General features: G+C 63.3%; 23 protein-coding genes and 2 tRNA genes. 20 read left to right on the top strand and 5 right to left on the bottom strand.

What is annotated here, in order from left to right; translation table 11 throughout:
• Positions 1-31 precede the first annotated feature (31 nt).
• The 3 genes from MXB53_RS00980 to MXB53_RS00970 all read right to left on the bottom strand — a co-directional run bounded on the left by MXB53_RS00980 (position 32) and on the right by MXB53_RS00970 (position 3287).
• Positions 32-2260 carry an amino acid permease gene (locus MXB53_RS00980; protein WP_248895349.1) on the bottom strand — a complete coding sequence of 743 codons (2229 nt, stop codon included), beginning with the start codon at positions 2258-2260 and terminating at the stop codon, positions 32-34.
• A complete protein-coding gene (locus MXB53_RS00975) occupies positions 2257-2709 on the bottom strand; it encodes a universal stress protein (protein ID WP_248895348.1) in 453 nt (150 codons plus the stop codon). The genes MXB53_RS00980 and MXB53_RS00975 overlap by 4 nt, the downstream gene beginning before the upstream one ends.
• Before the next feature lie 167 nt (positions 2710-2876).
• On the bottom strand, positions 2877-3287 hold the full coding sequence (locus MXB53_RS00970) for a DUF7975 family protein (RefSeq protein WP_248895347.1): 411 nt from the start codon (positions 3285-3287) through the stop codon (positions 2877-2879).
• A gap of 98 nt (positions 3288-3385) precedes the next feature.
• On the opposite strand from MXB53_RS00970, the gene MXB53_RS00965 reads away from it, so the two are divergent.
• The 4 genes from MXB53_RS00965 (at position 3386) to MXB53_RS00950 (ending at position 9304) form a co-directional block, all read left to right on the top strand.
• Positions 3386-5176, top strand: coding sequence for a site-2 protease family protein (locus MXB53_RS00965; RefSeq protein WP_248895346.1), 1791 nt, complete (start codon positions 3386-3388; stop codon positions 5174-5176).
• 311 nt (positions 5177-5487) lie between these two features.
• On the top strand, positions 5488-6984 hold the full coding sequence (locus tag MXB53_RS00960; RefSeq protein WP_248895345.1) for a heme-binding protein: 1497 nt from the start codon (positions 5488-5490) through the stop codon (positions 6982-6984).
• A 155-nt stretch (positions 6985-7139) separates the two neighbouring features.
• Positions 7140-8039 (top strand): acyltransferase, encoded by a 900-nt coding sequence (locus MXB53_RS00955; RefSeq protein ID WP_248895344.1) that lies wholly within the window; start codon positions 7140-7142, stop codon positions 8037-8039.
• 152 nt (positions 8040-8191) lie between these two features.
• Positions 8192-9304 (top strand): PQQ-dependent sugar dehydrogenase, encoded by a 1113-nt coding sequence (locus tag MXB53_RS00950; RefSeq protein WP_248895343.1) that lies wholly within the window; start codon positions 8192-8194, stop codon positions 9302-9304.
• Positions 9305-9465: 161 nt separating this feature from the next.
• Here MXB53_RS00950 and MXB53_RS00945 read toward each other — a convergent pair.
• A tRNA-Gly gene (locus MXB53_RS00945) sits at positions 9466-9536 on the bottom strand.
• A gap of 179 nt (positions 9537-9715) precedes the next feature.
• Between MXB53_RS00945 and MXB53_RS00940 the strand changes: the two genes are divergently transcribed.
• The 7 genes from MXB53_RS00940 (at position 9716) to MXB53_RS00910 (ending at position 15496) form a co-directional block, all read left to right on the top strand.
• The gene (locus MXB53_RS00940; RefSeq protein ID WP_248895342.1) at positions 9716-11011 is read left to right on the top strand and encodes an ATP-binding protein; all 1296 of its coding nucleotides are present in this window, start codon (positions 9716-9718) and stop codon (positions 11009-11011) included.
• 129 nt (positions 11012-11140) lie between these two features.
• Complete coding sequence (locus MXB53_RS00935; RefSeq protein WP_248895341.1) at positions 11141-11410, top strand: hypothetical protein; 270 nt, start codon at positions 11141-11143, stop codon at positions 11408-11410.
• Positions 11411-11516: 106 nt separating this feature from the next.
• Positions 11517-12374 (top strand): NAD+ synthase, encoded by an 858-nt coding sequence (locus tag MXB53_RS00930; RefSeq protein WP_248895340.1) that lies wholly within the window; start codon positions 11517-11519, stop codon positions 12372-12374.
• An 83-nt stretch (positions 12375-12457) separates the two neighbouring features.
• Positions 12458-13117, top strand: coding sequence for a DUF7114 family protein (locus MXB53_RS00925; protein WP_248895339.1), 660 nt, complete (start codon positions 12458-12460; stop codon positions 13115-13117).
• A gap of 43 nt (positions 13118-13160) precedes the next feature.
• Positions 13161-13232 (top strand) — tRNA-Thr (locus MXB53_RS00920).
• Positions 13233-13536: 304 nt separating this feature from the next.
• Positions 13537-14586 (top strand): tyrosine-type recombinase/integrase, encoded by a 1050-nt coding sequence (locus tag MXB53_RS00915; protein ID WP_248895338.1) that lies wholly within the window; start codon positions 13537-13539, stop codon positions 14584-14586.
• 181 nt (positions 14587-14767) lie between these two features.
• Complete coding sequence (locus tag MXB53_RS00910; RefSeq protein ID WP_248895337.1) at positions 14768-15496, top strand: hypothetical protein; 729 nt, start codon at positions 14768-14770, stop codon at positions 15494-15496.
• A 239-nt stretch (positions 15497-15735) separates the two neighbouring features.
• Here MXB53_RS00910 and MXB53_RS00905 read toward each other — a convergent pair whose 3' ends face one another.
• Complete coding sequence (locus MXB53_RS00905) at positions 15736-16845, bottom strand: PDDEXK family nuclease (protein WP_248895336.1); 1110 nt, start codon at positions 16843-16845, stop codon at positions 15736-15738.
• A gap of 149 nt (positions 16846-16994) precedes the next feature.
• Between MXB53_RS00905 and MXB53_RS00900 the strand changes: the two genes are divergently transcribed.
• The 9 genes from MXB53_RS00900 (at position 16995) to MXB53_RS00865 (ending at position 21913) form a co-directional block, all read left to right on the top strand.
• Positions 16995-17240, top strand: a complete 246-nt coding sequence (locus MXB53_RS00900; RefSeq protein WP_248895335.1) for a winged helix-turn-helix domain-containing protein — start codon at positions 16995-16997, stop codon at positions 17238-17240.
• Between the two features lie 86 nt (positions 17241-17326).
• Positions 17327-17458 (top strand): hypothetical protein, encoded by a 132-nt coding sequence (locus MXB53_RS15570; RefSeq protein ID WP_283102216.1) that lies wholly within the window; start codon positions 17327-17329, stop codon positions 17456-17458.
• Between the two features lie 159 nt (positions 17459-17617).
• Positions 17618-19561 carry a hypothetical protein gene (locus MXB53_RS00895; RefSeq protein ID WP_248895334.1) on the top strand — a complete coding sequence of 648 codons (1944 nt, stop codon included), beginning with the start codon at positions 17618-17620 and terminating at the stop codon, positions 19559-19561.
• Positions 19562-19858: 297 nt separating this feature from the next.
• On the top strand, positions 19859-20524 hold the full coding sequence (locus tag MXB53_RS00890) for a C-type lectin-like domain-containing protein (RefSeq protein WP_248895333.1): 666 nt from the start codon (positions 19859-19861) through the stop codon (positions 20522-20524).
• A complete protein-coding gene (locus tag MXB53_RS00885) occupies positions 20524-20694 on the top strand; it encodes a hypothetical protein (protein ID WP_248895332.1) in 171 nt (56 codons plus the stop codon). Before MXB53_RS00890 ends, MXB53_RS00885 begins: the two co-directional genes overlap by 1 nt.
• The gene (locus MXB53_RS00880) at positions 20691-21074 is read left to right on the top strand and encodes a hypothetical protein (protein WP_248895331.1); all 384 of its coding nucleotides are present in this window, start codon (positions 20691-20693) and stop codon (positions 21072-21074) included. The genes MXB53_RS00885 and MXB53_RS00880 overlap by 4 nt, the downstream gene beginning before the upstream one ends.
• Complete coding sequence (locus tag MXB53_RS00875) at positions 21071-21490, top strand: DUF6166 domain-containing protein (RefSeq protein WP_248895330.1); 420 nt, start codon at positions 21071-21073, stop codon at positions 21488-21490. Before MXB53_RS00880 ends, MXB53_RS00875 begins: the two co-directional genes overlap by 4 nt.
• Positions 21483-21647, top strand: coding sequence for a hypothetical protein (locus tag MXB53_RS00870; RefSeq protein WP_248895329.1), 165 nt, complete (start codon positions 21483-21485; stop codon positions 21645-21647). The genes MXB53_RS00875 and MXB53_RS00870 overlap by 8 nt, the downstream gene beginning before the upstream one ends.
• Positions 21644-21913 carry a hypothetical protein gene (locus MXB53_RS00865; RefSeq protein WP_248895328.1) on the top strand — a complete coding sequence of 90 codons (270 nt, stop codon included), beginning with the start codon at positions 21644-21646 and terminating at the stop codon, positions 21911-21913. Before MXB53_RS00870 ends, MXB53_RS00865 begins: the two co-directional genes overlap by 4 nt.
• Positions 21914-22005: the final 92 nt, after the last annotated feature.

Genomic DNA, 22005 nt, shown 5'->3' with positions numbered 1-22005 from the left:
ACCGGGGGGTCGAGAGGTAAAAACCGTCAGGTTAGCCGAAGAGGCGCTCGAGTAGGCCGCGGGTCCGAGACCGCTCCGCGAGGACCACCGAACAGTCCACGTCGTCGACTACGTCGAGAACGAGCGTGCCGCTGACGAGCCGCGAGAGCAGACCGCGTTCGGTCGCCCCGATGACGAGCATCGTCGCGTCGGCGGCCTCCGCTGCGATGACGCGTTCGATGTCGCCCGAGCGGACGACGAGCTCCGCCTCGTCCAGGCCGTGTTCGGCCGCCCACTCCTCGAGGAACGCCTGGCCCGCCGCCACGTCGTCGGCGACGTGGAGCACCCGCACTTCGGCGTCGCGTGCCGCCCGCAGGAGTGCGGCCACCTCCGCGGCGAGTTCGGAGTCCGGACCGCCGGCTGTCGGCACGACGATCCGCGAGGGGTCGAACCCGCGGTCACGGAAGACGAGCACGTCACAGGGGAGCGAGTGGGTGAGTTCCTCGGTGGCGCTTTCGGCGCGCCCCGGCGCGCCGTGGGTGTTCGGCCCCCATCCCATCACGACGAGGTCGGCGTCGTGGGTGCGGGCAGCGTCGAAGATTTTCTCGAAGGAGCGGTGCGAGAGGATGGTGTGTGTCTCGATGTCGACGCCGAACGTCTCGGCGTCGGCGCGAGCACGGTCGAGCAACTGCTGGGAGGTTTCGTCGATTTGGTCGGCCCGATCGGCGGCCTGTTGCAGCGTGGTCTGGTCGGGGACGGTGATGATGTGGGTCGCGACGACCGTGCCGTTGCGCTGATCGGCGATCGTACTCGCCAGCTCGATCAGGTGAGACTCGTGTTCGGGATTGGCCAGCGGCACCATCACCCGGTAGTCGCCGCCGTCGGGTTGGACGCCCGCCGCGGCGTCGACGGCGGCGTCGGGCAGTTCGCCCGCCCGTTCGAGGATGTACTGCGAGAGGATGCCCTGCTTGGTGGCTCGCGTCCGCGCGTAGAGGAAATACCAGGCGATGGCGCACGCGACGAGGACGGCGCTGAGCGCGATGACCAGCGGCGCGATGAAGACGATGAGGCCGAGCGCGGTGAGCGCACCGAGGATGGGGACGACGGGATACAGCGGCACCGTGTAGTCGGGGTCGTAGTCCGCGGGGTTCGCCTCTCGCATCACGATGAGCGCGACGTTGAGCAGCGCGTAGATGAGCAGGTGGAGCACGCTGCCCATCGCGGCCAGCGTCTCGACGGTCCCGGCGGCGATGAACGCGAGGATGAGCGCCCCCGTGACGGCGATGGAGCGGTAGGGCGTCGCGAACCGGGGATGGATCTCGTTGAGCGACTCGCTGACGATGCCGTCACGGCCCATCGCGAAGTTGATGCGTGAGGAGGCGAGGATCGAGGCGTTCGCGCTGGAGGCCGTCGCCAACAGGCCGCCGAGCAGCATCGCGATCGCGCCGAGCGGCCCGAGCAACAGGCGGGCCACCTCGACGACGGCGATCTGTTCCGTCGGGAGCGCGTCGATGAACCCCCGTTCCACCGCGGCGGCCATCGTCACCAGCACGAGCGCGTAGATGACCGTCACTAGAAGCACGCTCCCGATGACCGCCCGCGGCAGGTTCCGGCCCGGATCCTTGATCTCCTCGGCGACGCTCGTGATCTGGACGAAGCCCAGATAGGAGACGAAGATGATGCCGGTCACGGCCATCGTGTCGTCGAAACCAGCGGCCGGCGGGAGATTGCTGATGTCCGCCCGGAGCGCGCCGTAGGCGGTGAACACGCCGAGAATCGCCACCAGCAGGATGACGATGATGTTCTGTAGTCGCCCGGTCTCTTTGGCGCCCACGTAGTTGATGCCGACGAACAGCGCGCCGCCGGCGAGGGCGATGAGTTTCACCGGATCGAGACCGATCGGCCCCAGCCCAACCGTGCCCGTGATGCCGAATATCTGCTGGATGTACTGGCCGAATCCGACCATGTAGAACGCGGAGGCGAAGGCGAGGCCGAGCCAGTTCGCCCACCCCGCGACGGAGCCGAACATCGGCCCGAGGGCGTGGTTGACGTAGTAGTAGGCGCCGCCGGATTTGGGCATCGCGGTCCCGAGTTCGCTGGCGGAGAACGCCGTCAGGAGCGCGATACCGCCGCCGAGGACGAAGGCGACGACGGCGAACGACCCCGCCTGACTGATCGCCGTCCGCGGCAACACGAAGATGCCCGCGCCGATCATCGTCCCGACGCCGATGGTCAACGCGGCGAGCGGGCCGAGGTCCTTGGCGAGCTCCTCGTCGTTCACTGCGTTTCCTCCTCGGATTCGTCGGCCGGGAACACGACCACCGGGCGATCGCTCTCCGTGACGAGCGCATCCCGCACGTCGCCGGTCAGGAGGTCGAGCCACCACGATCCGCCGCGGGGGCGGAACACGATGGCGCTGGCGTCGATGTCGCCGGCCGCCTGGATGATGGTCTCGGCGACATCGGTCCCGTATCGGATCTCGGTGTCGATGTCGAGACCGATGTCGTCGGCGTGGTCACGCGCGGCCGTAAACGCCGCTTCGGCGGCCAGTTCGCGCTGCTCGACGGAGGCCTTGTCGGGCGCGCCGCCGGCCTTTTCGATAACGTTGATGACGAGCGGCCGTCCACCCGCGGCCGCGATGCGTGGAAACGCCGTCCGACTGGTTTCGACGGCGTCTTCCGCCGTCGCGACGGGAATCAGCGGTCGCGAGAGCAAGTTTGCGTCGCTCACGCCGCGACGCCTCCGTGTTGTGATCGGCGTCCTCGGCTCATATCGGAGTGCCGGCGTTCCACGTATATGGTCGTTCCCCTCTTCTCATACGGATTATTGTCCCTGTCGACCGGTGGGTCACCAAGACGGGCCGGCGACCCACCGGTACTGACTTCCAATAAACCGTCTCACACCTGCGTCACCCACGCCCGGTAGTCGTCGTCGAGGTCGTAGGTCGCCTGTAGGGCGCGGTCCATGAACTGACCGAGGCGGCTCGCATCGGCGCGAGCGGTGATGCGGACGTTCGCTCCCTCCGCGTCCTCCGGCCGTTCGATCTGTTCGATGCGGAACTCGGGGAACTCGTCGAGTAGCGCCTTCAGGCGGTCGAGTTCCGCGTCGGTGCAGTCGAGGTTGAACGTTTCGTCGGCGAACTGGACCCAGGGAACGGTCGCGCTTTCGTCCGCGCCGCCGGCGTCCGGCACGTCGTCGGGGTCGACTTCGGCGGTGAGAAACGGGCTCCCGCGCTTCCGGTGGGCGAGCACCGCCTCCGCGAACAGCGCCGGTCGGTCGCTGGGGTCGGCAGCGTCGAAACGAGTCATGGCTGTCGTTTGGCCCCCGGTGGGGAAAAGCCGGTGGGGTTTCGCCCCGTCGGTCCGTATCCGAACGCCTTTTGCCGTCGCGGACCTCGGTTCGGTCGATGAACACGCTGTTCTGGGTGCTCCTCGGCGTTCTCGTCTACTCCCTCGGGGCGAAAGCCCTCCAGATCCGGGGGTATCTCCCGGACGCCGTTCGGATTCAGGGGCCCCTCGCGACGGTCCACACGCGCCGCGGCCGCGCCCTGCTCACCCGCCTCGCACGTCCGAAACGCTTCTGGCGGGCTTGGAGCAACGTCGGCGTCGGCATCGCGCTGGTCATCATGGCCGGGATGTTCTTCCTCCTGGTCTTCCAGGCCGTGAGCATCGTCCGCAATCCGCCGGCACCGACGGCGGTCAACCAGCCACAGAACTTCCTCGTCGTCCCGGGCGTCAACGACTTCCTCCCGCTCGCGGTCGCGCCGGAGATCGTCTTCGGCCTGCTCCTCGGCCTCGTCGTTCACGAGGGCGGGCACGGCCTGCTCTGCCGCGTCGAGGACATCGACATCGAGTCGATGGGCGTCGTCTTTCTCACGCTCCTCCCCGTCGGCGCGTTCGTCGAACCCGACGAGGAGAGCCAGGCTGACGCCGACCGGGGGGCTCGGACCCGGATGTTCGCCGCCGGCGTCACCAACAACTTCGTCCTGACGGCGGTGGCCTTTGCCCTCCTCTTTGGCCCCGTCGTCGGCGCTATTGGCGTCGCGCCGGGCGTCGCCGTCGACGGTGCGTACGAGGGGTCACCCGCCGCGACGGCGGGGATCTCCAACGGCGACCGTCTCACCGCCATCGCGGGAACGAACGTGACCACCGAACGCGACATGAACGACGCCCTCCTCGCGGCCGAGGACCGGACGGTCACGGTCGAACTCGACGGCGAGCGGACCGTCCAGGTCGAGCGGGAGCTGATGATCGTCGGCACCGTCGGCGGGAACCCCGCCAACCTCTCCGTCGAGGAGGGGAGCGAACCCATCGGCGTGACCGCGGTCAACGGCACGCCGGTCCACACCCGCGGCGAGTTCCGGGCGGCGACGGCAAACCGCACGGTCGCCAGCCTCGAAACGACGGCCGGTGAGCGCGTCGTCCCCATCGGGGCGTACGTCACCCGCGTCGCGCCGAACGGACCGCTCGCCAACGCGAGCGCGCCGACGAACACCAGCCTGATCGTCACCTCGATCGGTGGCGAGCGCGTCACCTCCTCGACCGACCTGTCGCGCGTCCTCGACGGCTACGACGAGGGCGACCGGGTTCCCGTCCGCACCCACGTCGACGGAGAGTTCCAGACCTACGACGTTCGACTCGGCGAGAATCCACGGGACGGCAACGGCTTCCTCGGCGTCGACATCTTCCCCGGCACGAGCGGGATGCTCGTGACCGACTTCGGCGTCCGGACCTACCCCGCGGGCACGTATCTCGAACTGCTCGGGGGGACCGACGAGACGGGATCGGCTGGCGCGTTCTCCGGGCTGACCGACTCGCCGTTCGCGCTCGTTTACTTGGCGCTCGTCTTGCCGCTGGCGTCGTTCGTCCTCGGCATTCCGAACTTCCCCGGCTTCACGCCCTCGATCACCAACTTCTACGTGATTCAGGGACCGCTCGCGCCCCTGGGTGACGGCGTGTTCATCCTCGCGAACACGCTGTTCTGGGCGGCGTGGGTCAACCTGCAACTCGGCCTGTTCAACTGCATCCCGGGCTATCCGCTCGACGGCGGCCGCATCCTGCGGATGTGCGCCGAGGCCGTGGTCTCCCGGCTCCCGGTCGAGAACCCGATGCGCGTGGTGCGGACCATCACCACCGGCGTCGGCCTGACGATGCTCGCGTCGCTGCTCCTGATGCTGTTCGGGCCGCAGGTGCTCTAAACGACCTTTTGCTGCGCTCCGACCTTTTATTGCGCTCGTTCGCTCCAACTCCGACCTTTTATTGCGCTCGTTCGCTCCAACTCCGACCTTTTATTGCGCTCGTTCGCTCCGCTCACTCGCTGATAAAAGCTCGACCAAAAGCCTGCGTCAGTCCCTCCGGGGCCTCCTTGGCCCGCTCACTCCCTGCGGTCGTTCGCGGTCGACACCCCTCCCGCCGCCACTGCAACCGCACCGCACTCGCCACCGCCGACCACACCGCCTCGGCGCGAACACGCAACTCCCATACTCCCGCGGTGCCAACGGGGCGGTACATGCGCGAGCCACCCCAGACGGACGAAGGCTGGTACGTACTGCACGACTTCCGTCGCATCGACTGGGCGGCGTGGCGCGACGCGCCCCAGCGCGAACGCGAGGACGCCATCGACGAGGGCGTCGACTACCTCCAGCGCCACGAGGCAGTCGCCGACGCGGACGACGGCGCCTCCGCCGTCTTCGCGATGGTCGGCCACAAGGCCGACCTCCTGATCGTCCACCTGCGCCCCACGCTCGATGCGCTGTCGACGGCCGAACGGCAGTTCGACCGCACGGCCCTCGGCGCGTTCACCGAGCAGTCCACGTCCTACGTCGCCGTCACCGAGGTCAGCGGCTACGTCTCCGACGCCTACTTCGAAGAGGACGAAGAGGAGGTCGACACCGGTCTCCGTCGCTACATCGAGGGGAAACTCGAACCCGAGATCCCGGACGACGGCTACCTCAGTTTCTACCCGATGAGTCGGAAGCGGGGCGAACAGGACAACTGGTACGACCTGCCCTTCGAGCGCCGTCGCGAGATGATGGAAGAGCACGGCGAACACGGCCGGGAGTTCGGCGGGCGGGTGAAACAGATCGTCGCCTCTTCCGTCGGTCTCGACGACTGGGAGTGGGGCGTCACTCTCTTCTCGGACGACCCGACCCATCTCAAGGACATCGTCTACGAGATGCGATACGACGAGGCCAGCGCTCGCTACAGCGAGTTCGGGCCGTTCTACGTCGGTCGCCGGTTCCCGCCCACTGACCTCGATGCGTTCCTCGCGGGCGAGTCGGTGCCGGTCGAGGGCGACGGCCATCACGATGCGGATGCCCACGGTGAGGGCGGTCACGACGACGGCCACCACGGCGACGACGCACACGGCGAGGGTGGCACCCACCACGACGGCGCCGAAGCCGACGACAGCGAGGGCGAGGACGACGATATCCGCGGCGAACTCGCGGATCTGGACATCTACGCCGGCCAGCCTCACGGCGAGGATGTCTACGCGACGGTGCTCTACTCCGAGGCCGACGCCGACGACCTGTTCGACGAGGTCGAGGGACTCCGCTCGAACTTCGATCACTACGATACGCACGTCAAGACCGCTGTGTACGACGCCCTCGACCGCGACCGGCGGGCGGTCGTGAGCATCTGGGACACCGCGAGCGCCGCCGACACCGCCGCGGGGTTCCTCTCGGAACTGCCGGGCATCGTGAGTCGGGCGGGCGAGGAGTCCGGCTTCGGGACGATGGGCATGTTCTACACCGTCAAGCCCGAACACCGCGAGGACTTCGTCGAGAAGTTTGAGACGGTCGGCGACGTGCTCGCGGAGATGGCGGGCCACGGCGAGACGGATCTAATGATCAACCTCGAAGACGAGAACGACATGTTCATCGCCAGCCAGTGGCGCTCGAAGGAGGACGCCATGGACTTCTTCCGCTCCGACGACTTCGCCGACACCGTCTCGTGGGGGCGTGACGTGCTCGCGGACCGCCCGCGTCACGTCTTCCTCGCCTGATACGGGCCGTAGACGTCAGTTCCGGCGATCGCCATCACGGAGGCGGTGACTGTCGGGACCCATTCCGCACGGTTCGGCCAGCTCTCTCCCCCCTGCTGTTCGCCGGCTGCGCACACCCGAACCCATTTGGGGGCCCATAGCTAATGACGCGTGCTATGACGAAGCGACGCGTCTCGCTCCCCGCGACGGCCGACGCGGGTGTCGAGGAATTTATCGATCACGTCGACGAACGCCTCTCCTCCGAGGAAGAAACGTGTGCGGTGGTTCAGGACGTGTTGGTCGACCTGTTCGGGGACCGCGAGGCGTACGAGCGATGGCAGGCGGGCGAGTCGGTGTCGCCGGCGGAGCGCGTCCGCCTGCAGGGGTACGACCCCTGTAACGCCACGCTCGAAAGCGAGTACTACGCCGAGAAAGACGAAGACCGGTTCCAGCGGTCGAAACATCTCCAGTGGCTCTGGCGACAGTTCGACGCCACGCCGATGGCCGACAACGTCGAGTTCGCCCTCCGGTTCCGCCGGATGCTCGCCGATCACCTCTTTGCGGAGTGTGGCGACAACTGCCGATTCTTCAAGGGCATCTCGGTCACCTACGGGCACAACATCTCCATCGGCGACAACGTCGTCATCCACGACGACGTCCACCTCGACGACCGCGGGCGACTGACGATCGGCGACCGCGTCTCCATCTCCGACGGCGTCCACCTCTACAGCCACGACCACGACATCGTCGACCAGACCGAGGTGCGCAACTACCACACGATCATTGAGGACGACGTCCGCGTCACCTACGACGCGATGGTCAGCGCGGGGTCCCGCGTCGGCGAGAACGCCGTCGTCGGTGCCCGAGCGGTCGTCCAGGGCGACGTGCCGGACCACCACATCGCCGTCGGCATGCCCGCCAAGAGCGTTCGCGTCAAGCCCGGCTGGGAGGAGGTGGCCGAACCGCTCGATGCGGGCGGCGAGAACCGCCAGGAGGCGCGCCGCATCGACTACGACCTGCCGGACGACCTCGACGTCTTCGACGAGTTCCAGCGGGATCGCACCGCGCCGAACTAGCGGCTGTCGCTCATCGGATCATCGTCACTGTCCAGCGATCCTCGCGGGGACGGTCCCCCGAGAATCTCTGCCGACTTCGGAGAAACCCTAGTTCGCCGCCCTGTACACGACCGCTACTACAGGCTTTTGTCCCTCGCTCCCCAGGTGTCGGTATGGACCGGCGCCGCTATCTGACGACCGTCGGCGCGGCGGTGGCGCTCGGCGGGTGTGCGGGTCGACAGGGAGGGCCGGACACCGACACGCCGGCGAGGAGCGCGACGCCCGCTACCCACGCCGTCGACGCCGAGGGGGTGACGGCCGAGATACTCGCGACGGGTCTGGAGGTGCCGTGGGGCACGGCCTTCCGAGACGGGACGCTCCATCTCACCGAGCGTCCGGGGCGGATCAGCCGCCTCGACGACGGCCGGGTCGTCCCCGTCGTCGAGGGGATCCCCGACCTCGCCCCGGTCGGCGAGGGCGGCCTCCTTGGACTCGCCTTCCACCCCGACGAACCGTACGCCTACACGCACCAGACCTACGAGACGGACGCGGGCCGACGGGCGAATCGCCTCGTTCGCCACGACCTCGACGACGGCTGGGTGTCGGAGACGCTGCTCGCCGGCATCCCCGGCGCGAACATCCACGATGGCGGCCGACTCCTCGTCCACGACGACGCGCTCTACATGACCTGTGGCGACGCCGCCGTCGAGGATCGGGGACAGAACCCCGATGTCCTCGCCGGGTCGGTGCTCCGCGTGACGTTCGACGGCGATCCACACCCGGACAACCCCTTCGACTCCCCGGTGTTCAGTTACGGCCACCGCAACCCGCAGGGACTCGCCGTCCGCGACGGCACGCTCTACAGTACCGAACACGGCCCGCGTGTCGGCGACGAGATCAACGTCCTGCGCCCCGGCGACAACTACGGCTGGCCCGTAGTGACCGGCCCGAGCGCCGACGACCGCTTCACTGACCCCGTCACCAGTTACACGCCGACCATCGCGCCGGGGAGCGCCACCTTCTACGACGGCCCCATCGACGCCTGGCGGGGGGACTTCTTTTTCGGGACACTCGTGGCCGAGCACGTCCACCGAGTACGATTCCGCGGCGAGGGCATCGACGCCGATGTCGCCACCGAGGAGCGCCTGTTCGACGGCGAGTTCGGCCGGATTCGGACGGTGTTCACCGGTCCCGACGGCCATCTCCACGCCGTAACCAGCAACCGCGACGGGCGGGGGTCGCCGGTTGCGGCCGACGACAGAGTGATTCGGTTCGTTCCGTCGTGAGGTGCAGCGTTGTGCGAAGACACTGGGACGCTGCGACTGATAGGGTTCACTTCCCGTGTCGATTCCGCCTCACTTCGTTCGGCGGAAATGCGCCGGCCGGGAGTCCCGCGAGGGAACGAAGTGAGCGAGTGGGATGTCGGACGGCAAACGACTGAAAGGAGTGCGCCGTCCGGGAATTGAACCCGGGCTAGTGGCTTGGGAAGCCACTGTCCTACCACTGGACCAACGGCGCAGACGGTCTCCGTCCGGTTTCGCTGTCCCGCGCCGGGACAGTCGGACAATGGTGCATGATTCGTATAAATACATCGGATCGCTCGGTCTCACCACTCTATCTCGGCGAAGACGCTCGATATCCGGGCACTCACCGCTGGAGACCAGTTTTTTTTACGTCCGAGGATGGGTGTCTCACGTATGGCCGACGAGTCGTCGTCGGAAGACGCCGACCAGCCGCTGGCGGTCTTCCGCCGGACGGAGTCCGCTGGGACGCCACTCACGACGGGCGAAGTCGCCGCCGAACTGGCGTGTGACCAGCGGACTGCCGCCGCCCGCCTCCGAACCCTGGTAGACGAGGGGGCGCTCCGGACCAAACCGGTCGGCTCTCAGCGCATCTGGTGGCGACCGGTCGATCAGAAACGGCCGTCCGAGGGGCCTGCTGATTTCGCCCCCGCCCAGTTCCAGGAACTCGTCCGCGCCGTGGCGGACTACGCCATCTTCGTCCTCGACCGGGACGGCTATATCCGGACCTGGAACGCTGGCGCGAAACGGTTGAAAGGCTACGATCGGTCGGAGGTCATCGGCGAGCATTTCTCGACGTTCTACACCGAGGAAGACCGTGCGGCCGGCCGTCCGGCGGCGAACATCCGGAAAGCGGCCGAACACGGTCGGATCGAGGACGAAGGCAAACGCGTCCGAAACGACGGGTCGACGTTCTGGGCCAACGTCACCATCACGGCGCTCCGCGACGACGACGACGGCGACGTACGGGGATTCATCAAGATCACGCAGGACATGACGGAGCGCCGGGAGTACGAACAGCAACTCGAACACGAACGCGAGCGTCTGGAGTTCATCAACCGTCTCGTGCGGCACAACCTGCTGAACAGTCTCAACGTCGTCGACGCGCGGCTCGGACTGATCAGGCAGTACGCCGATCCCGAAGCCTACACGCACGTCGAGACGGCGGCCGACCACACCGAGGAGATGATCGACCTCGTCGAGAAGCTGCGTGCGCTGATGGATGTCCTCACGACGTCCAAGGACCGAGAACTGGAACGGATCGACCTCGGGGATGTCCTCCGTCGAGAACTCGACCGAGCCGAAGCGACGTTCGAGCAGGCGACGTACGAGGTTCAGGGGTCACTCGACGATGTGGGCGTCGTCGTCGCCGACGAGTTGCTGGAGGAGGCGTTCGAGAACCTGTTGTCGAACGCCGTCCAGCACAACGACACGGAGCGGCCACGGATCACTATCGAGGTCGAACGGGACGCGGAGACGACGACGGTGCGTATCGCCGACAACGGTCCGGGCGTCCCGAACGAGATGAAAGAGACCATCTTCCAGCGTGGCGAGAAGCGGTTCGAGAGTCCTGGGACGGGCTTTGGGCTGTACTTCGTTAAGGAGATCGTCGAGGCCTACGGCGGCACGATCGATGTCTCGGACAACGACCCACGCGGGGCGGTGTTCTCGGTGACGCTCCCCCACGTGTGATGCGGATTATTGTAACTGTCATCCGGCGAGTCGCCGATCCGCCTTGGCGACTCACCGGTACTGACTTCCACTAATCCGTATGAGGCGAACGAACGCTTATGCCGCGCGCCGTGGTAGTGAACTAGTGTCATGGCATCACTCTCGTATCAGGTACACCTGACAGACGAGGCGAGCGACGCGTTCGGCGACGACCCGGTTCGTGCCGACAGTGTCGAGTTCTACGACTCCGGAGCCTGGATCTCTCACGTCGACGGTCGTGATTTCTTCCCGTACGAGCGCATCCTCCGGATCCGCGAGGTGGAGACGACGACCGACAGCAGCCAGGAACCGGGAGAGCGACGGGACGCATCCAGCGGGACCGCAGGCACCGTCGACGACGCGGATCTGGACGTTGGATGACCGCGAACTACCGATCTCGACCACCTGTCGCCGCTGAACCGGACAACCGTCAACCAGATCGCGTCAACGGGAGGGTATTTCAAACCGGGAGTCGTATTCGGTGGCGATGAGCGACGAATCCGTCATCCTGTCCGAGTCGGCTCCGCTCGACCTCCGCCTCTCGGAGGCGGAACTCGACGCGACACGGGAACACATCGTCTCGTTCGTCTCGGCGATGGTCGACCGCGCCGGTGCCGACGGCGCGGTGCTCGGCCTCTCGGGTGGGATCGACAGCACCCTGACCGCGCATCTCGCCGTGGAAGCGTTGGGCGCAGACCACGTCCACGGACTCGTCATGCCCAGCGAGGTGAACACCGCCGACAACATGAGCGACGCCGAACGCGTCGCCCGCGACCTGGACATCGCGTACGACGTGATCGACATCGGCCCGATCTACGACGCCTTCGTCGAGGCGTTTCCCGGCGAGTCGACGGCCGAACAGGTCGAAACCGACCCGCTCCGAACGGCCGCGGGGAACGTCCGGGTACGCATCCGGGCCGTCCTGAACTACTTCGTCGCCAACGCCGAGAGCCGTCTCGTCCTCGGGACGGGCAACCGGAGCGAGACGCTCACCGGCTACTTCACGAAGTACGGCGACGGCGCCGTCGACTGTCACCCGATCGGCAACCTCTACAAACAGCAGGTCCGCCAACTGGCCGCCCACGTCGATGTCGACGACGACCTGGTGGCCAAGACGCCCTCGGCCGAGATGTGGACGGGACAGACCGACGAGGCGGAGATGGGCGTGGGCTATGACACCCTCGACGCCATCCTCGCGCTCCACATCGACGGCCCGCTCTCGCAGTCGGCCACCGTCCGCCACCTCGACGTGACCCCCGAGCAGGTCGAGCGGGTCGTCACCCTCTACGAGCGGAGCGCGCACAAGCGTTCGATGCCGCCCGCGCCCGACCCGTTACACCTGTAGGCGCCCCGTCGCCCCGTGGACCGAATCGGGCGCCAGCGGCCGTTTCCAAAAGCCTTTGGCGCTTCCACCGCAATCGATCGGTAATGGACAACGCCGTTCGGGCCCGGCGTGTCGCCCGTGACGCCCTCGCTGATATCGAACCCGAACGCCTCCGGGGCGTGATTCGGGAGCGACTCGACGACGCCTCCATGACGCCCAGCGTCCTGACGCTGGTCAGCGCTCGCGCGCTGGACGCCACCGTCGACGCCGAGAGCGTCGCCGAACGCGGTGCTGGCGTCCAGCTCATCTACGAGGGGCTCCGACTCACCCGGTCGCTCGCCCACGCCGAACCCTGGGTCGACGGCGAGGCGGCGGCCGCCCGGCGGGCCGACTTGGATATCCTCGCCGCCGATGTCCTCGTCTCGCGGGGGTTCTACCTCCTCGCCCGAACCGAAACCGCCGGTCGCGCCGTCGAGGTGGTCCGGGCGTTCGGCCGGGATCAGACCCGCCGGCGCGAGGCCGACGCGGACCGTGGGGCCCTCGACCGGAACCTCGAAGCCGACGTCTTCGAACTCGCCGTCGCCGCCGGCGCGACCGCCGCTGGCGTCGACCCCGGAGACGACCTGCTCGACTACGCCGCGGGCCTCGCTCGCACCCTCGACGGATCCGACCTGCCGCCGCCCGACGCGGCGCTGCCGGAGACGACTGCCGACCGCATCCTCTCGCTCGTCGACGGGGATGCGACCGCCGCCACGGACCCCTAAATCGAAACGCCTAAAGATACCTCCGGCCAATCGATGCATGCGTGCCTGGGTAGCTTAGCGGTAAAGCGCGTCCTTGGTAAGGACGAGAGCCCGGGTTCAAATCCCGGCCTAGGCTTAAGCGGCCTTAGCGTCTCTCTCGGCTGATTTCGACCTTCTCAGGAGAGACGAACCATGCCCAATAACGTCCGAAAAGACTACAACCCGAAAGCCGCGCCGTCTTGCGATTCCGAAACGTGTCATGGCACACAAACAAAACGAGGGGTGCGCCGATGACCAATCAGCCCGATCCCCTCGACAACCTTCCCGCCGGAGATGGCACTCCACGGGAGGGCCTTCCGCCTGCTCCGGAGTCTGTCGAGTTCGACTTCCCGCTCGTCAGCGAACGCTCACGCGAAGACCTCGAAGCGTACGGGCTCAATATGGTCGAGGACTACCACGACTTCAAGAAGGAAGTTCTCTCGTGGCTCGCCACATACGGGAAGCACCCAGAGAAAGGTCAGGGCCTCGCACAGAGCACCCTTCAGTCAACACACTACAAGCTGGAGATCGTCTTTCGGTGGCTCTGGGAGGACGAAGACGCCTACACGACAGCCCTCACACCGGATCACGCTGACCGCTTCATCCGCCTCCTCAATCGCTCAGACGAGATGGCCGACTCCAGCGTGCTTCACTACGGGAAAGCTGTACAACGGCTATTCAAGTACCAGAACCACATCCACGGCACCGATTACGACTGGGAGCCGAAACCCGAGCTGAGTCAGGCAACCGGTGACGAACGTGATTACCTTCGCCGGACAGCGTTCAAGCCACTCTATCAGGCCGCGCTGGAATACAACTCTGTCAAGAGCTATCACAGTGAAATGTCCACCGAGGAGCGTGATCGGCTGAAGACACACGTCTCCCAGCGCCTCGGTGTCCCCAAGTCCGAGGTCGGCCCTGAACACTTCGAACAGGCGAACTCGTGGAAGGAGCCATCGATCATCGCGGTGACGCTGGACACTGGACTCCGTCCCATCGAAGTCGGTCGAGCCAGCACGGACTGGGTCAATCTTGAGAATAACGAGCTCAACATCCCCAAGGACGAGTCCACGAAGAACGAAGCCCACTGGAACTGCTCGATCAAGAAGCGTACGTCACGAGTCCTCAAGCGGTGGTTAGAGGAGCGAGCAACGTACGACAAGTACAACGATCGGAACGAACTCTGGCTCACGAAGCAAGGGAGCAAGTACAGTTCGAAGTCGTGTAACTATCTACTGAGCCGTCTGGTTGACGAGGGAGATCTCCCCATTCCGGAGCACAAGGAGATCACGTGGTACTCGATTCGTCATGGGGTAGCAACCTACTGGGCGAACCACATCGGCCCACATCACGCAAAGGAACAGCTTCGTCACAAGAGCGTCACTACGACGATGAAGTACCTTCACTCCGACGCTGAAACTCGCAACGACGCCGCCGAGCAGATCTGGTAGACACCCTGCTGTCGGAGCGTTGTCCTACGTCGCGACAGCAGTGGCGCGCTGTCCTTCGGCTTTGGCTGGCAAACAGAAGTATTTACTAACCAATAAGTTAACTACTAAACACTAACTCAGGGATACAGCACTACTCGCCAGAGGCATCGCTCCCAGACCAACGACAACGAACAAACGAACTATGAGCAACGATACGAACGACCTTGGAAAGCCACTTGACAACAACATGACGAAGGGCGGGTTCTCCCGCTACACAATGGCCAGCCTGCTTCAGAAGGCCGTCCGTCGTGGAGATCGAGAGAAGGCCTGTTTCGCGGCGTTCGAGCTCTGCCGTAGTGGATATAGCTGGAACTTCTGGGACCGAGCACAGACGGTTCTGCTCGAGGACTGCCGAGTCTCGATCACCGATGCTGACCTGCTCCCAGCTATCGAACGACTCCGACAACTCGCCACGAAGAAGTGGGACCCGGAAGAGGGAATGGGAATTGCCTGCGCTATGCGAGCCGCGAGCTTACTCGCTGAAGCCGAATCTGCTCGTGAACTCCTCCCGATGAAGAACTGGTGGCTGGAGATCGCCGGAGATCGAATGGAGTCGCTTCAGCGTGGTGAACAGCCAGAGCACGACTTCCCCGTACAGCCAGAGAGCAAAGACCTGGGCGAGCTGGGCTACGTCGTGAACGATACCCACACTGCGGCAGGCTCGAGAGCAGGCAGGAATCTCGCACACTATCTGATCGAGTCCAGCCGAACGACTGACCAATCGGAGCTGGGTCAGCAGTACCAGAGACTGATCATGGAGCATGAGATCAGCTACGACCTGACCGACGAGCAGATCGAGCACGGGACGACACCTGTTCCCGACGACAAACCCTGGGAACACTCTCGCGAGATCGGGTTCCCACGACACTAAGCCGACCCCACCCCGAGTTGGCTCCCCACCACCGGGTGGTTGGACGGACCATAGGGGACCGCGACCACTTTCACTCGAACACACGAATAGCACGACCAGGCTGGCCCGTGGATACCGGAATACTGCGTGCGATGTGTCTCAATCCTATCCCGCAACCGTGAGACGGGTTAGAGATTGATAGACTACGGACGGATCACGGACGTTTCGACCGAGCGGAATCGGCTTTAGCCACCTTTCGATTACTGCGGTGAGGCCCCGAACACCTCGTGACTGAGTTCAACGAGAAGGGCGAACGTCTCGGCGATCTCGTCGAGTACCTCATCCTGATTCAGCGGTTCGAAACTGTCCATTTCCCAGGTGAACATCACCACACGGTGGCGCGACCGCGTGTGGCTCACCTCGAAGCCGTGCTCCTCGAACAGGTCCGCGTGCTCCCGAATCGTCTTGACAGCCTCCTCGTCGTTATCGACATCGAGGGTTACTCGAACTTGTCCGTCGGTCCGGGGCTTGACTCGCAGACTGAACTCGACTGCCTCGGGATGGTCCAGATGCTCTGAGTGGAGTCGCGGCTCTCGACTGTCGAAGGAATTTACGAGCTGGCCGACGGTCGAACCGCCGACGAGCGACTGAATCTGCGGATAGACGCGTTCGAGGATCTCGCGGTTGACCTCGTCGTAGGTGGGGTTGCCGACACGACTCGGACGCACCCGCCTGTCATCGTAATCGACGACAACTGTCGTTGCCAACGTCTCCGATGCGCCGTCGGCAGACTCGAACAGTTGCACCTCTTGGGCTTGGAGATGCAGGCCTTGGTCCTGGAGGTAACGCACGTTCTCCGCGGTTTGGCCAGTGATGGTCTCGGCGACGATGACCATCCGCTGATACTGGTTGTAGTCCCTGGGCTTGATCACCCGTCCGAAGACTGCCTCGAACGCATCGTCCAGCGACTCGGCAGGGATGAGTGATTCATCGACAGCCCACTCGCCACTCCGGATCTGCTGTTGGTACTCCTGGTAGAGTTCGTTCAGGTCGTCGTAGTCGCACGGGCCAAGGGCTCGCGCGTAGTTCTGTGGCTGGCTGAGAATCGTTTCCTCACTTGCGCTTCCGGTCCCGCTGAGTCCCTTCTTGAGCTCGAACACGATGACGTTCCCGTACTGATCGAGTCCGACGAGATCCGGAAGGCCAGGGTCGAGGCTCGGTTGACGGCTGAAAATGAGCACCGGTTCGTCGAGAAGCACGTCCGGGTTCTGGTTGAGGATCGATTCGAGTTCCTGTTCGGTTTCGACAGGCCGCTGGTCCAGTTGGGTTAGTCCAACGGTCTGCCCGTCACCTGTTTCGAATACTCTCATGCGTCCGACCAGGAAGTTACACTATTCGCACATATAGACTTGCGTACTCAAGTCTAAAGAATTGATTACTATAGGCGATTGACTTGAGACAGTAATGCTATACTCAGGTGCTAATCGACCGGGGGGTAATGCGGCCCCGTGTACCGTGGATGACCAGCGCCGATAATCGCGTCCTTGAGTTTCTCGATGAGAAGGACATCGTCGCCACGCCGCACGTTATCTCCGCGAACATTGACTACTCTCAGCAGTACGTCAACGAACGTCTCCGTATTCTGGAGCACAACAATCTCGTCGAGAACACTGGTGGTGCGTTGTACCGGATTACCGACCGGGGCCGGGCTTATCTCGCTGGCGAACTCAACGCCGACGACCTGCCGCCGAAGCACGAACAGTAACCCGCTTTCGACGAAATCGAACGTAGGAAACTCGCTACGGGGAAAACTGGTATTAAGGGAGTATCTACTCTATTAATATATCACACATGGAGATCACGACCGTCAGCCTCGACAAGTCCACTCGGGATGCCCTCCAAGCGGTCAAGGAGGAACAGTCATTCCCGCACTACGACGCCACAGTCTCATGGCTCATCGAGGAGGTGAACAGTAAAGACTGATCGGTAGCTGGAAGCGCCGAGCATAAGGGAGGATGCTCGGCTTTCGGAGGCCGACAGGCGCGGGCTCTCCGTACGTATTTATGGTACGTGCGATCTTGGAGGTTTCGCCTCGTACGTCGGCTTCCGTGACTTTCAGCCCCGCTGTCGCCCATCTACATAATGACAGGATCTCAGCGAACAGGCGACGACTCGACGGAATATCAGACACCTGAGGATCTGGTACTCAAACTCAGTGCATACGGCACCATCGAGGAGCGATCGCGTAAAATCGCATTAGCGACTGTCAAACTGGTAGAGCAGTGGTCGCCAGACAAGCCGTTCGTCGTCCACGTTAAAACGACACAAGGGACGGGAAAGAGCACTGGGTTGATCGAAACTGTGGCGTACGACCTCGGATTCACCGCAGTATTCGCTCCTCGACACCAGGATATAGATGAGGACTTGGACGGAACAGCCTTAGGTAATCGGTTCGACTATCACTTTAGAGGGAAAGATCGCGTCTGCGAGAACGACGACTACGCTGGTAAACATCACCAAGTCCCGAACACCGTTAGTCAGGAATGGTGCCGTGGATGCCATCTTCGGGACAGTTGTGAGTACTTCACTGCGTACAGGTCGGTAGGGAGTTGGGATCCGGAGAAAGTACCACCGACGGATTCTGTAAAGGCTTCAGCCCCGAGCTTCATGGCAGTCCATCAGCACCTTTCGGTTCTTCCAGACGTGTTCGATTCCGACGACTCGGATCAACCCTCCACGTGGGAGCTTATTGACGCAGTCATTATCGACGAGTCCCCGTATGGTTCCCTCGTAACGGACCAGATCACAGTAGAACTCAGCGACATCCGGGCGGAGTTGGATGTCCTCGACCAGAGCGATCCTGGCGATCAGGAGGTGGCGGATCTGATCTCAAAGACTGCAGATCTCCTCGACACTACCAAGGCGGTGATCGAAGACGACGGCGATACGGTTTCGCTGTTCGAAGAATGGACTGCGTTCTACGAGGAATACGACGAGAACGAAGCGTTCGACAGAGTGGTCGGCCAGCAATGGGGCGAGCAATCGGACCGAACTGGTAGTCCAATCGTGTTGCCCATCCTGGATGCAATCCCTGACCTACGGGCTGTGATTGCTGACGCGATGGAGAGCGACCGAAGCCTAACTCAGGAATACGTGATTGAGCACCTCTGGAGCGTCACGGGCGGAGATCAACCAAAACTTGAGATTGCTTATGCTGACCTCTCCCCATTGCGGAGTGTTGCCCGCGAGAAGCCTGTCTTTGTTCTCGCCACAGAGTGGCCCAAGGAGATCTCTGAGGCGGTATTCAAACTTCCCGTTGTCGAGGTTTCAGACGACCTGAAACCGCCAGTCGATGTACTTCAGCTTGGCAAGCATGGCGCAGGGATCTGGGCGTTGGGAGAAGACAAAAGGTTGGCCCGTAACCTGCGTGAGTTAACTACGTTGGCTGTGCGACGAGAGGCACTTCGAGACCGCAAGACGCTCATCGTCTCGAAGAAGGCCTTGAAAGAGAGCATCCGGGATGCCCTCGATAACGAAGGGTTCGTCGAAGGGGACGATTACGAGATCGCCCATTACTACGGTCTGAGTGGGAGCAATAAATACGAAGATTGCGAGGCTGTAGTTCTCCACGGGAAGCCAGGCTACCCCGACGAGGTGTTAAAACTCAATCAACTGATGACGGGCATTTCTGACGAAGAACTCAGCTTCGAGAAATGCCAGGGCGAGATGCGGGATGCACTACACCGGATCCGTCCCGCTCAGAAAGACGGAGTGCGGGCGTACATTTGGTCAAATACACCCGACTTCAGAACGGACTTTGATGAGTCCCATGTGACGATGTCGGTGCCACGGTTGAGAGACAAGTTAACCAGCGAGATAGAGGCACACGGAGAACGAATCGAGCGAGAAGACCACGTAGTTGAGAAGTTGGATCAGTGGGATGGCTGGATGACCGGGACCGAATTTAAAACTGAGATCGGCGAACAGTATCTTGCCGCCCGTGACCGTCTTGTCGAACAGGGCCGTATTGAACATACAACAGAGTCGGAAGGCCGCGGCCGCCCAACCAAGAAATACCGCTCATAGTGCCCCTACTGATTTAATTCGGTAGAATTAGAAAACTGCTATTATAGGATACAAACAGCCACCACGAAAGTCTCGAATTAAATAGATAGGGCGATTCAGACGTAAGATTAAGCTGATCCTCGAACCCTGCTGTCAGCCTCTTCTGCCTGGGTAGCGGCTTCCGCGCCCTGCGTGTGCCTGGCCGCCGGTGCTGACAGCAGGGCGATCTTCGATGAGAGAAACAATCGGTAGAGCGTTTGGAAACCGCGAAAACCACCGTTTCAGATACTACTAACCTCTTACCACCCCACCCTTTAAGTGGGGAAACAGGCCACCAGCGAAAGCTTCGGGCTCTCGTTCGGAGCTGAAAACCCGGCGCTGGACCGCCGGGCTGTGGCTTCCCAATGGAGGCAAGAAGCCAATGGAACCAACGAACTCGATAGAGGAATCGCTGTCGAATCGCTCGCTCACTACGGAGGTCGGTTGCCGATGAAGATCCTTGACGCGCAGGTAGACTGGCGCGAGGATGTCGGCAACGACCCGCGGTTAGAGGTGCTCGTAGACGAGACCCCCGACCGTTCGGAACTGCGGTTCCAGCACGACGACGGTCTCTGGGTCGCTATCGACAACGGATATGTCGAATATTTTTCGTGGTCCGGTGACGGTAACGACGGCGGCTTCTCGGGGCGGTGCTTCGAGATCACGACGACCGACGGCGAACAGGTGACGCTCAGGGGACCGTGGAGTTCGCGGGCCGGGTGCGTCAACCAGCGAAGGTTCGGCCCGGTCGTGGACGTGCGACTCGCCACAGATCCGGCAGTCCTCGAACGCGGCTACACGTTCCGGAGTGGAACGCTCACCCTCTCGGCGGCGAAGCAAGCCATCGACCTCGCGGAGGAGGACGCCCACTTGGAACGCGTTACCAAGTTCGATTCGGACGAGCTCTACTGGGTTCCTGTCCGGGACGATAGGGGTGAGATCTGATGACGACGTGTCGAGAACTCGGGTGCCATCGCGAGGCCACGCACACCGTCATCGTCAACGCACCGACGCGCGGCTACGCAGAAGACCCTGCTTGTACAGAACACGCCGAGAAGGCTCGCGACCGGGTCTACGTCAGCGAGGTACTGGCCACCCGAGGTGACGAGGCATGAGCTCCGAATCGATCCAGCCCGACGTGGAACCGCGGACGGTTCGGGCGGCCACGGAGCACATGACCGTCATCGAGGAGGCTCCTGCGTTATTCTCGGTGACGACACAATCCGGCTCCGAGTACATAGTGGATCTGCGCGAGGGTGTCTGCTCCTGTCCCGACTACCGCAATCGCGAGCCAGAGGGTGGCTGTAAGCATCTGCGCAGGACCCGGATGGAAGTCGGACAAGTCGATGTCGAGACGCTGGCCAGCGAACTCGAACGGACCGCCAGCGAGTTGGAGATGAGTGCCGAGCAACTCGAACAGCAGGCACAGGATCTCAGCGAGGAGGCCTCGACGCTGGAGGCCGCGATTGATCGGCTTCAAGAGGTGGCTCGATGAGCCGTGATGTTCCAACCGAAACCAGGGGGTTGAGCGGAGAAACCCTCGATGAACGCCCCCCAATTACGGGTGATCGCGGTAGGTCACCAACGGCGAAGAACACAGTCTACAGGGGTCATCGTGATCCGGCCGCACCGGTCGGTGAAGAGGTTGAGGTAACGGCTGATGGTGAGCCGCTGGACTGTCGGTACGATCTGCTCAGCGCCAGTCCCTCCGGACTGGAGTTTGGTTACGGTGGCTCGGGCCCCGCCCAGTTGGCGGTGGCGATGCTGGCTCACGCGTTCGATGATGAGTTCGCCTGCGAGTACTACCAGCGGTTCAAGCACGAGGTTGTAGCGAACCTTCCCGAGGAAGGATGGACACTGACGAAGACCGACCTCGACGAGTGGCGTCGGGAGATGATCGCCGATGCTTGAACGACTCGTTCGGTTCCTCTGGTGGGTGATGCGGGTGTGGTATCCGGTGCTACGGATACTGGGTCGGTTCACTGGTCAGGAAGATCGTGTCGAGCAGTGGATCACGCTCTCGGAGGAGAACCTACAGAACACCCTCGACACGCTGGAGGAAGAATGAGCCGTCCAGATCCAGCGGCGGCGATGAACGGGGTCGGTACGGGGCACATATGCGATCGGTGCAACCGGAGAATCGACCACGGTGAGAAGGCTGGGATGTACGTGACGTGGTACGACGAAGGAGGATGGACCCCACGAAGAACCTACTGTTTGGACTGCTGTCCGGAGGGGGTCGATCCTACCACTGACGACGCCGACGAAGCGATACTACTTGGGGTGTTCTTCGCGCATAGGTTGGTGTCGGTGACTGTGAGAGATAGAAATTGATCAGTCACTCATAGGTCAGATTAGACTACCGACCTCGTGGAAGTCCACTTCAATCTGTCTGGGCGAATCAATATGGACTCTTAAGCGACAAA

Source organism: Haloplanus sp. XH21 (genome assembly GCF_023276355.1).
GTDB lineage: Archaea > Halobacteriota > Halobacteria > Halobacteriales > Haloferacaceae > Haloplanus > Haloplanus halobius.
This window is presented reverse-complemented; position numbering and strand designations above follow the sequence as displayed.

What these genes read in the sequence shown, in the direction of transcription:
- MXB53_RS00950 (WP_248895343.1), top strand. Translation starts at nt 8,192, where the DNA reads ATGGACCGGCGCCGCTATCTGACGACCGTCGGCGCGGCGGTGGCGCTC.
- MXB53_RS00910 (WP_248895337.1), top strand. Translation starts at nt 14,768, where the DNA reads ATGAGCAACGATACGAACGACCTTGGAAAGCCACTTGACAACAACATG.
- MXB53_RS00970 (WP_248895347.1), bottom strand. Translation starts at nt 3,287, where the DNA reads ATGACTCGTTTCGACGCTGCCGACCCCAGCGACCGACCGGCGCTGTTC.
- MXB53_RS00895 (WP_248895334.1), top strand. Translation starts at nt 17,618, where the DNA reads ATGACAGGATCTCAGCGAACAGGCGACGACTCGACGGAATATCAGACA.
- MXB53_RS00900 (WP_248895335.1), top strand. Translation starts at nt 16,995, where the DNA reads ATGACCAGCGCCGATAATCGCGTCCTTGAGTTTCTCGATGAGAAGGAC.
- MXB53_RS00870 (WP_248895329.1), top strand. Translation starts at nt 21,483, where the DNA reads ATGCTTGAACGACTCGTTCGGTTCCTCTGGTGGGTGATGCGGGTGTGG.
- MXB53_RS00875 (WP_248895330.1), top strand. Translation starts at nt 21,071, where the DNA reads ATGAGCCGTGATGTTCCAACCGAAACCAGGGGGTTGAGCGGAGAAACC.
- MXB53_RS00925 (WP_248895339.1), top strand. Translation starts at nt 12,458, where the DNA reads ATGGACAACGCCGTTCGGGCCCGGCGTGTCGCCCGTGACGCCCTCGCT.
- MXB53_RS00955 (WP_248895344.1), top strand. Translation starts at nt 7,140, where the DNA reads ATGACGAAGCGACGCGTCTCGCTCCCCGCGACGGCCGACGCGGGTGTC.
- MXB53_RS00960 (WP_248895345.1), top strand. Translation starts at nt 5,488, where the DNA reads ATGCGCGAGCCACCCCAGACGGACGAAGGCTGGTACGTACTGCACGAC.
- MXB53_RS00940 (WP_248895342.1), top strand. Translation starts at nt 9,716, where the DNA reads ATGGCCGACGAGTCGTCGTCGGAAGACGCCGACCAGCCGCTGGCGGTC.
- MXB53_RS00905 (WP_248895336.1), bottom strand. Translation starts at nt 16,845, where the DNA reads ATGAGAGTATTCGAAACAGGTGACGGGCAGACCGTTGGACTAACCCAA.
- MXB53_RS00885 (WP_248895332.1), top strand. Translation starts at nt 20,524, where the DNA reads ATGACGACGTGTCGAGAACTCGGGTGCCATCGCGAGGCCACGCACACC.
- MXB53_RS00880 (WP_248895331.1), top strand. Translation starts at nt 20,691, where the DNA reads ATGAGCTCCGAATCGATCCAGCCCGACGTGGAACCGCGGACGGTTCGG.
- MXB53_RS00915 (WP_248895338.1), top strand. Translation starts at nt 13,537, where the DNA reads ATGGTCGAGGACTACCACGACTTCAAGAAGGAAGTTCTCTCGTGGCTC.
- MXB53_RS15570 (WP_283102216.1), top strand. Translation starts at nt 17,327, where the DNA reads ATGGAGATCACGACCGTCAGCCTCGACAAGTCCACTCGGGATGCCCTC.
- MXB53_RS00865 (WP_248895328.1), top strand. Translation starts at nt 21,644, where the DNA reads ATGAGCCGTCCAGATCCAGCGGCGGCGATGAACGGGGTCGGTACGGGG.
- MXB53_RS00930 (WP_248895340.1), top strand. Translation starts at nt 11,517, where the DNA reads ATGAGCGACGAATCCGTCATCCTGTCCGAGTCGGCTCCGCTCGACCTC.
- MXB53_RS00965 (WP_248895346.1), top strand. Translation starts at nt 3,386, where the DNA reads ATGAACACGCTGTTCTGGGTGCTCCTCGGCGTTCTCGTCTACTCCCTC.
- MXB53_RS00935 (WP_248895341.1), top strand. Translation starts at nt 11,141, where the DNA reads ATGGCATCACTCTCGTATCAGGTACACCTGACAGACGAGGCGAGCGAC.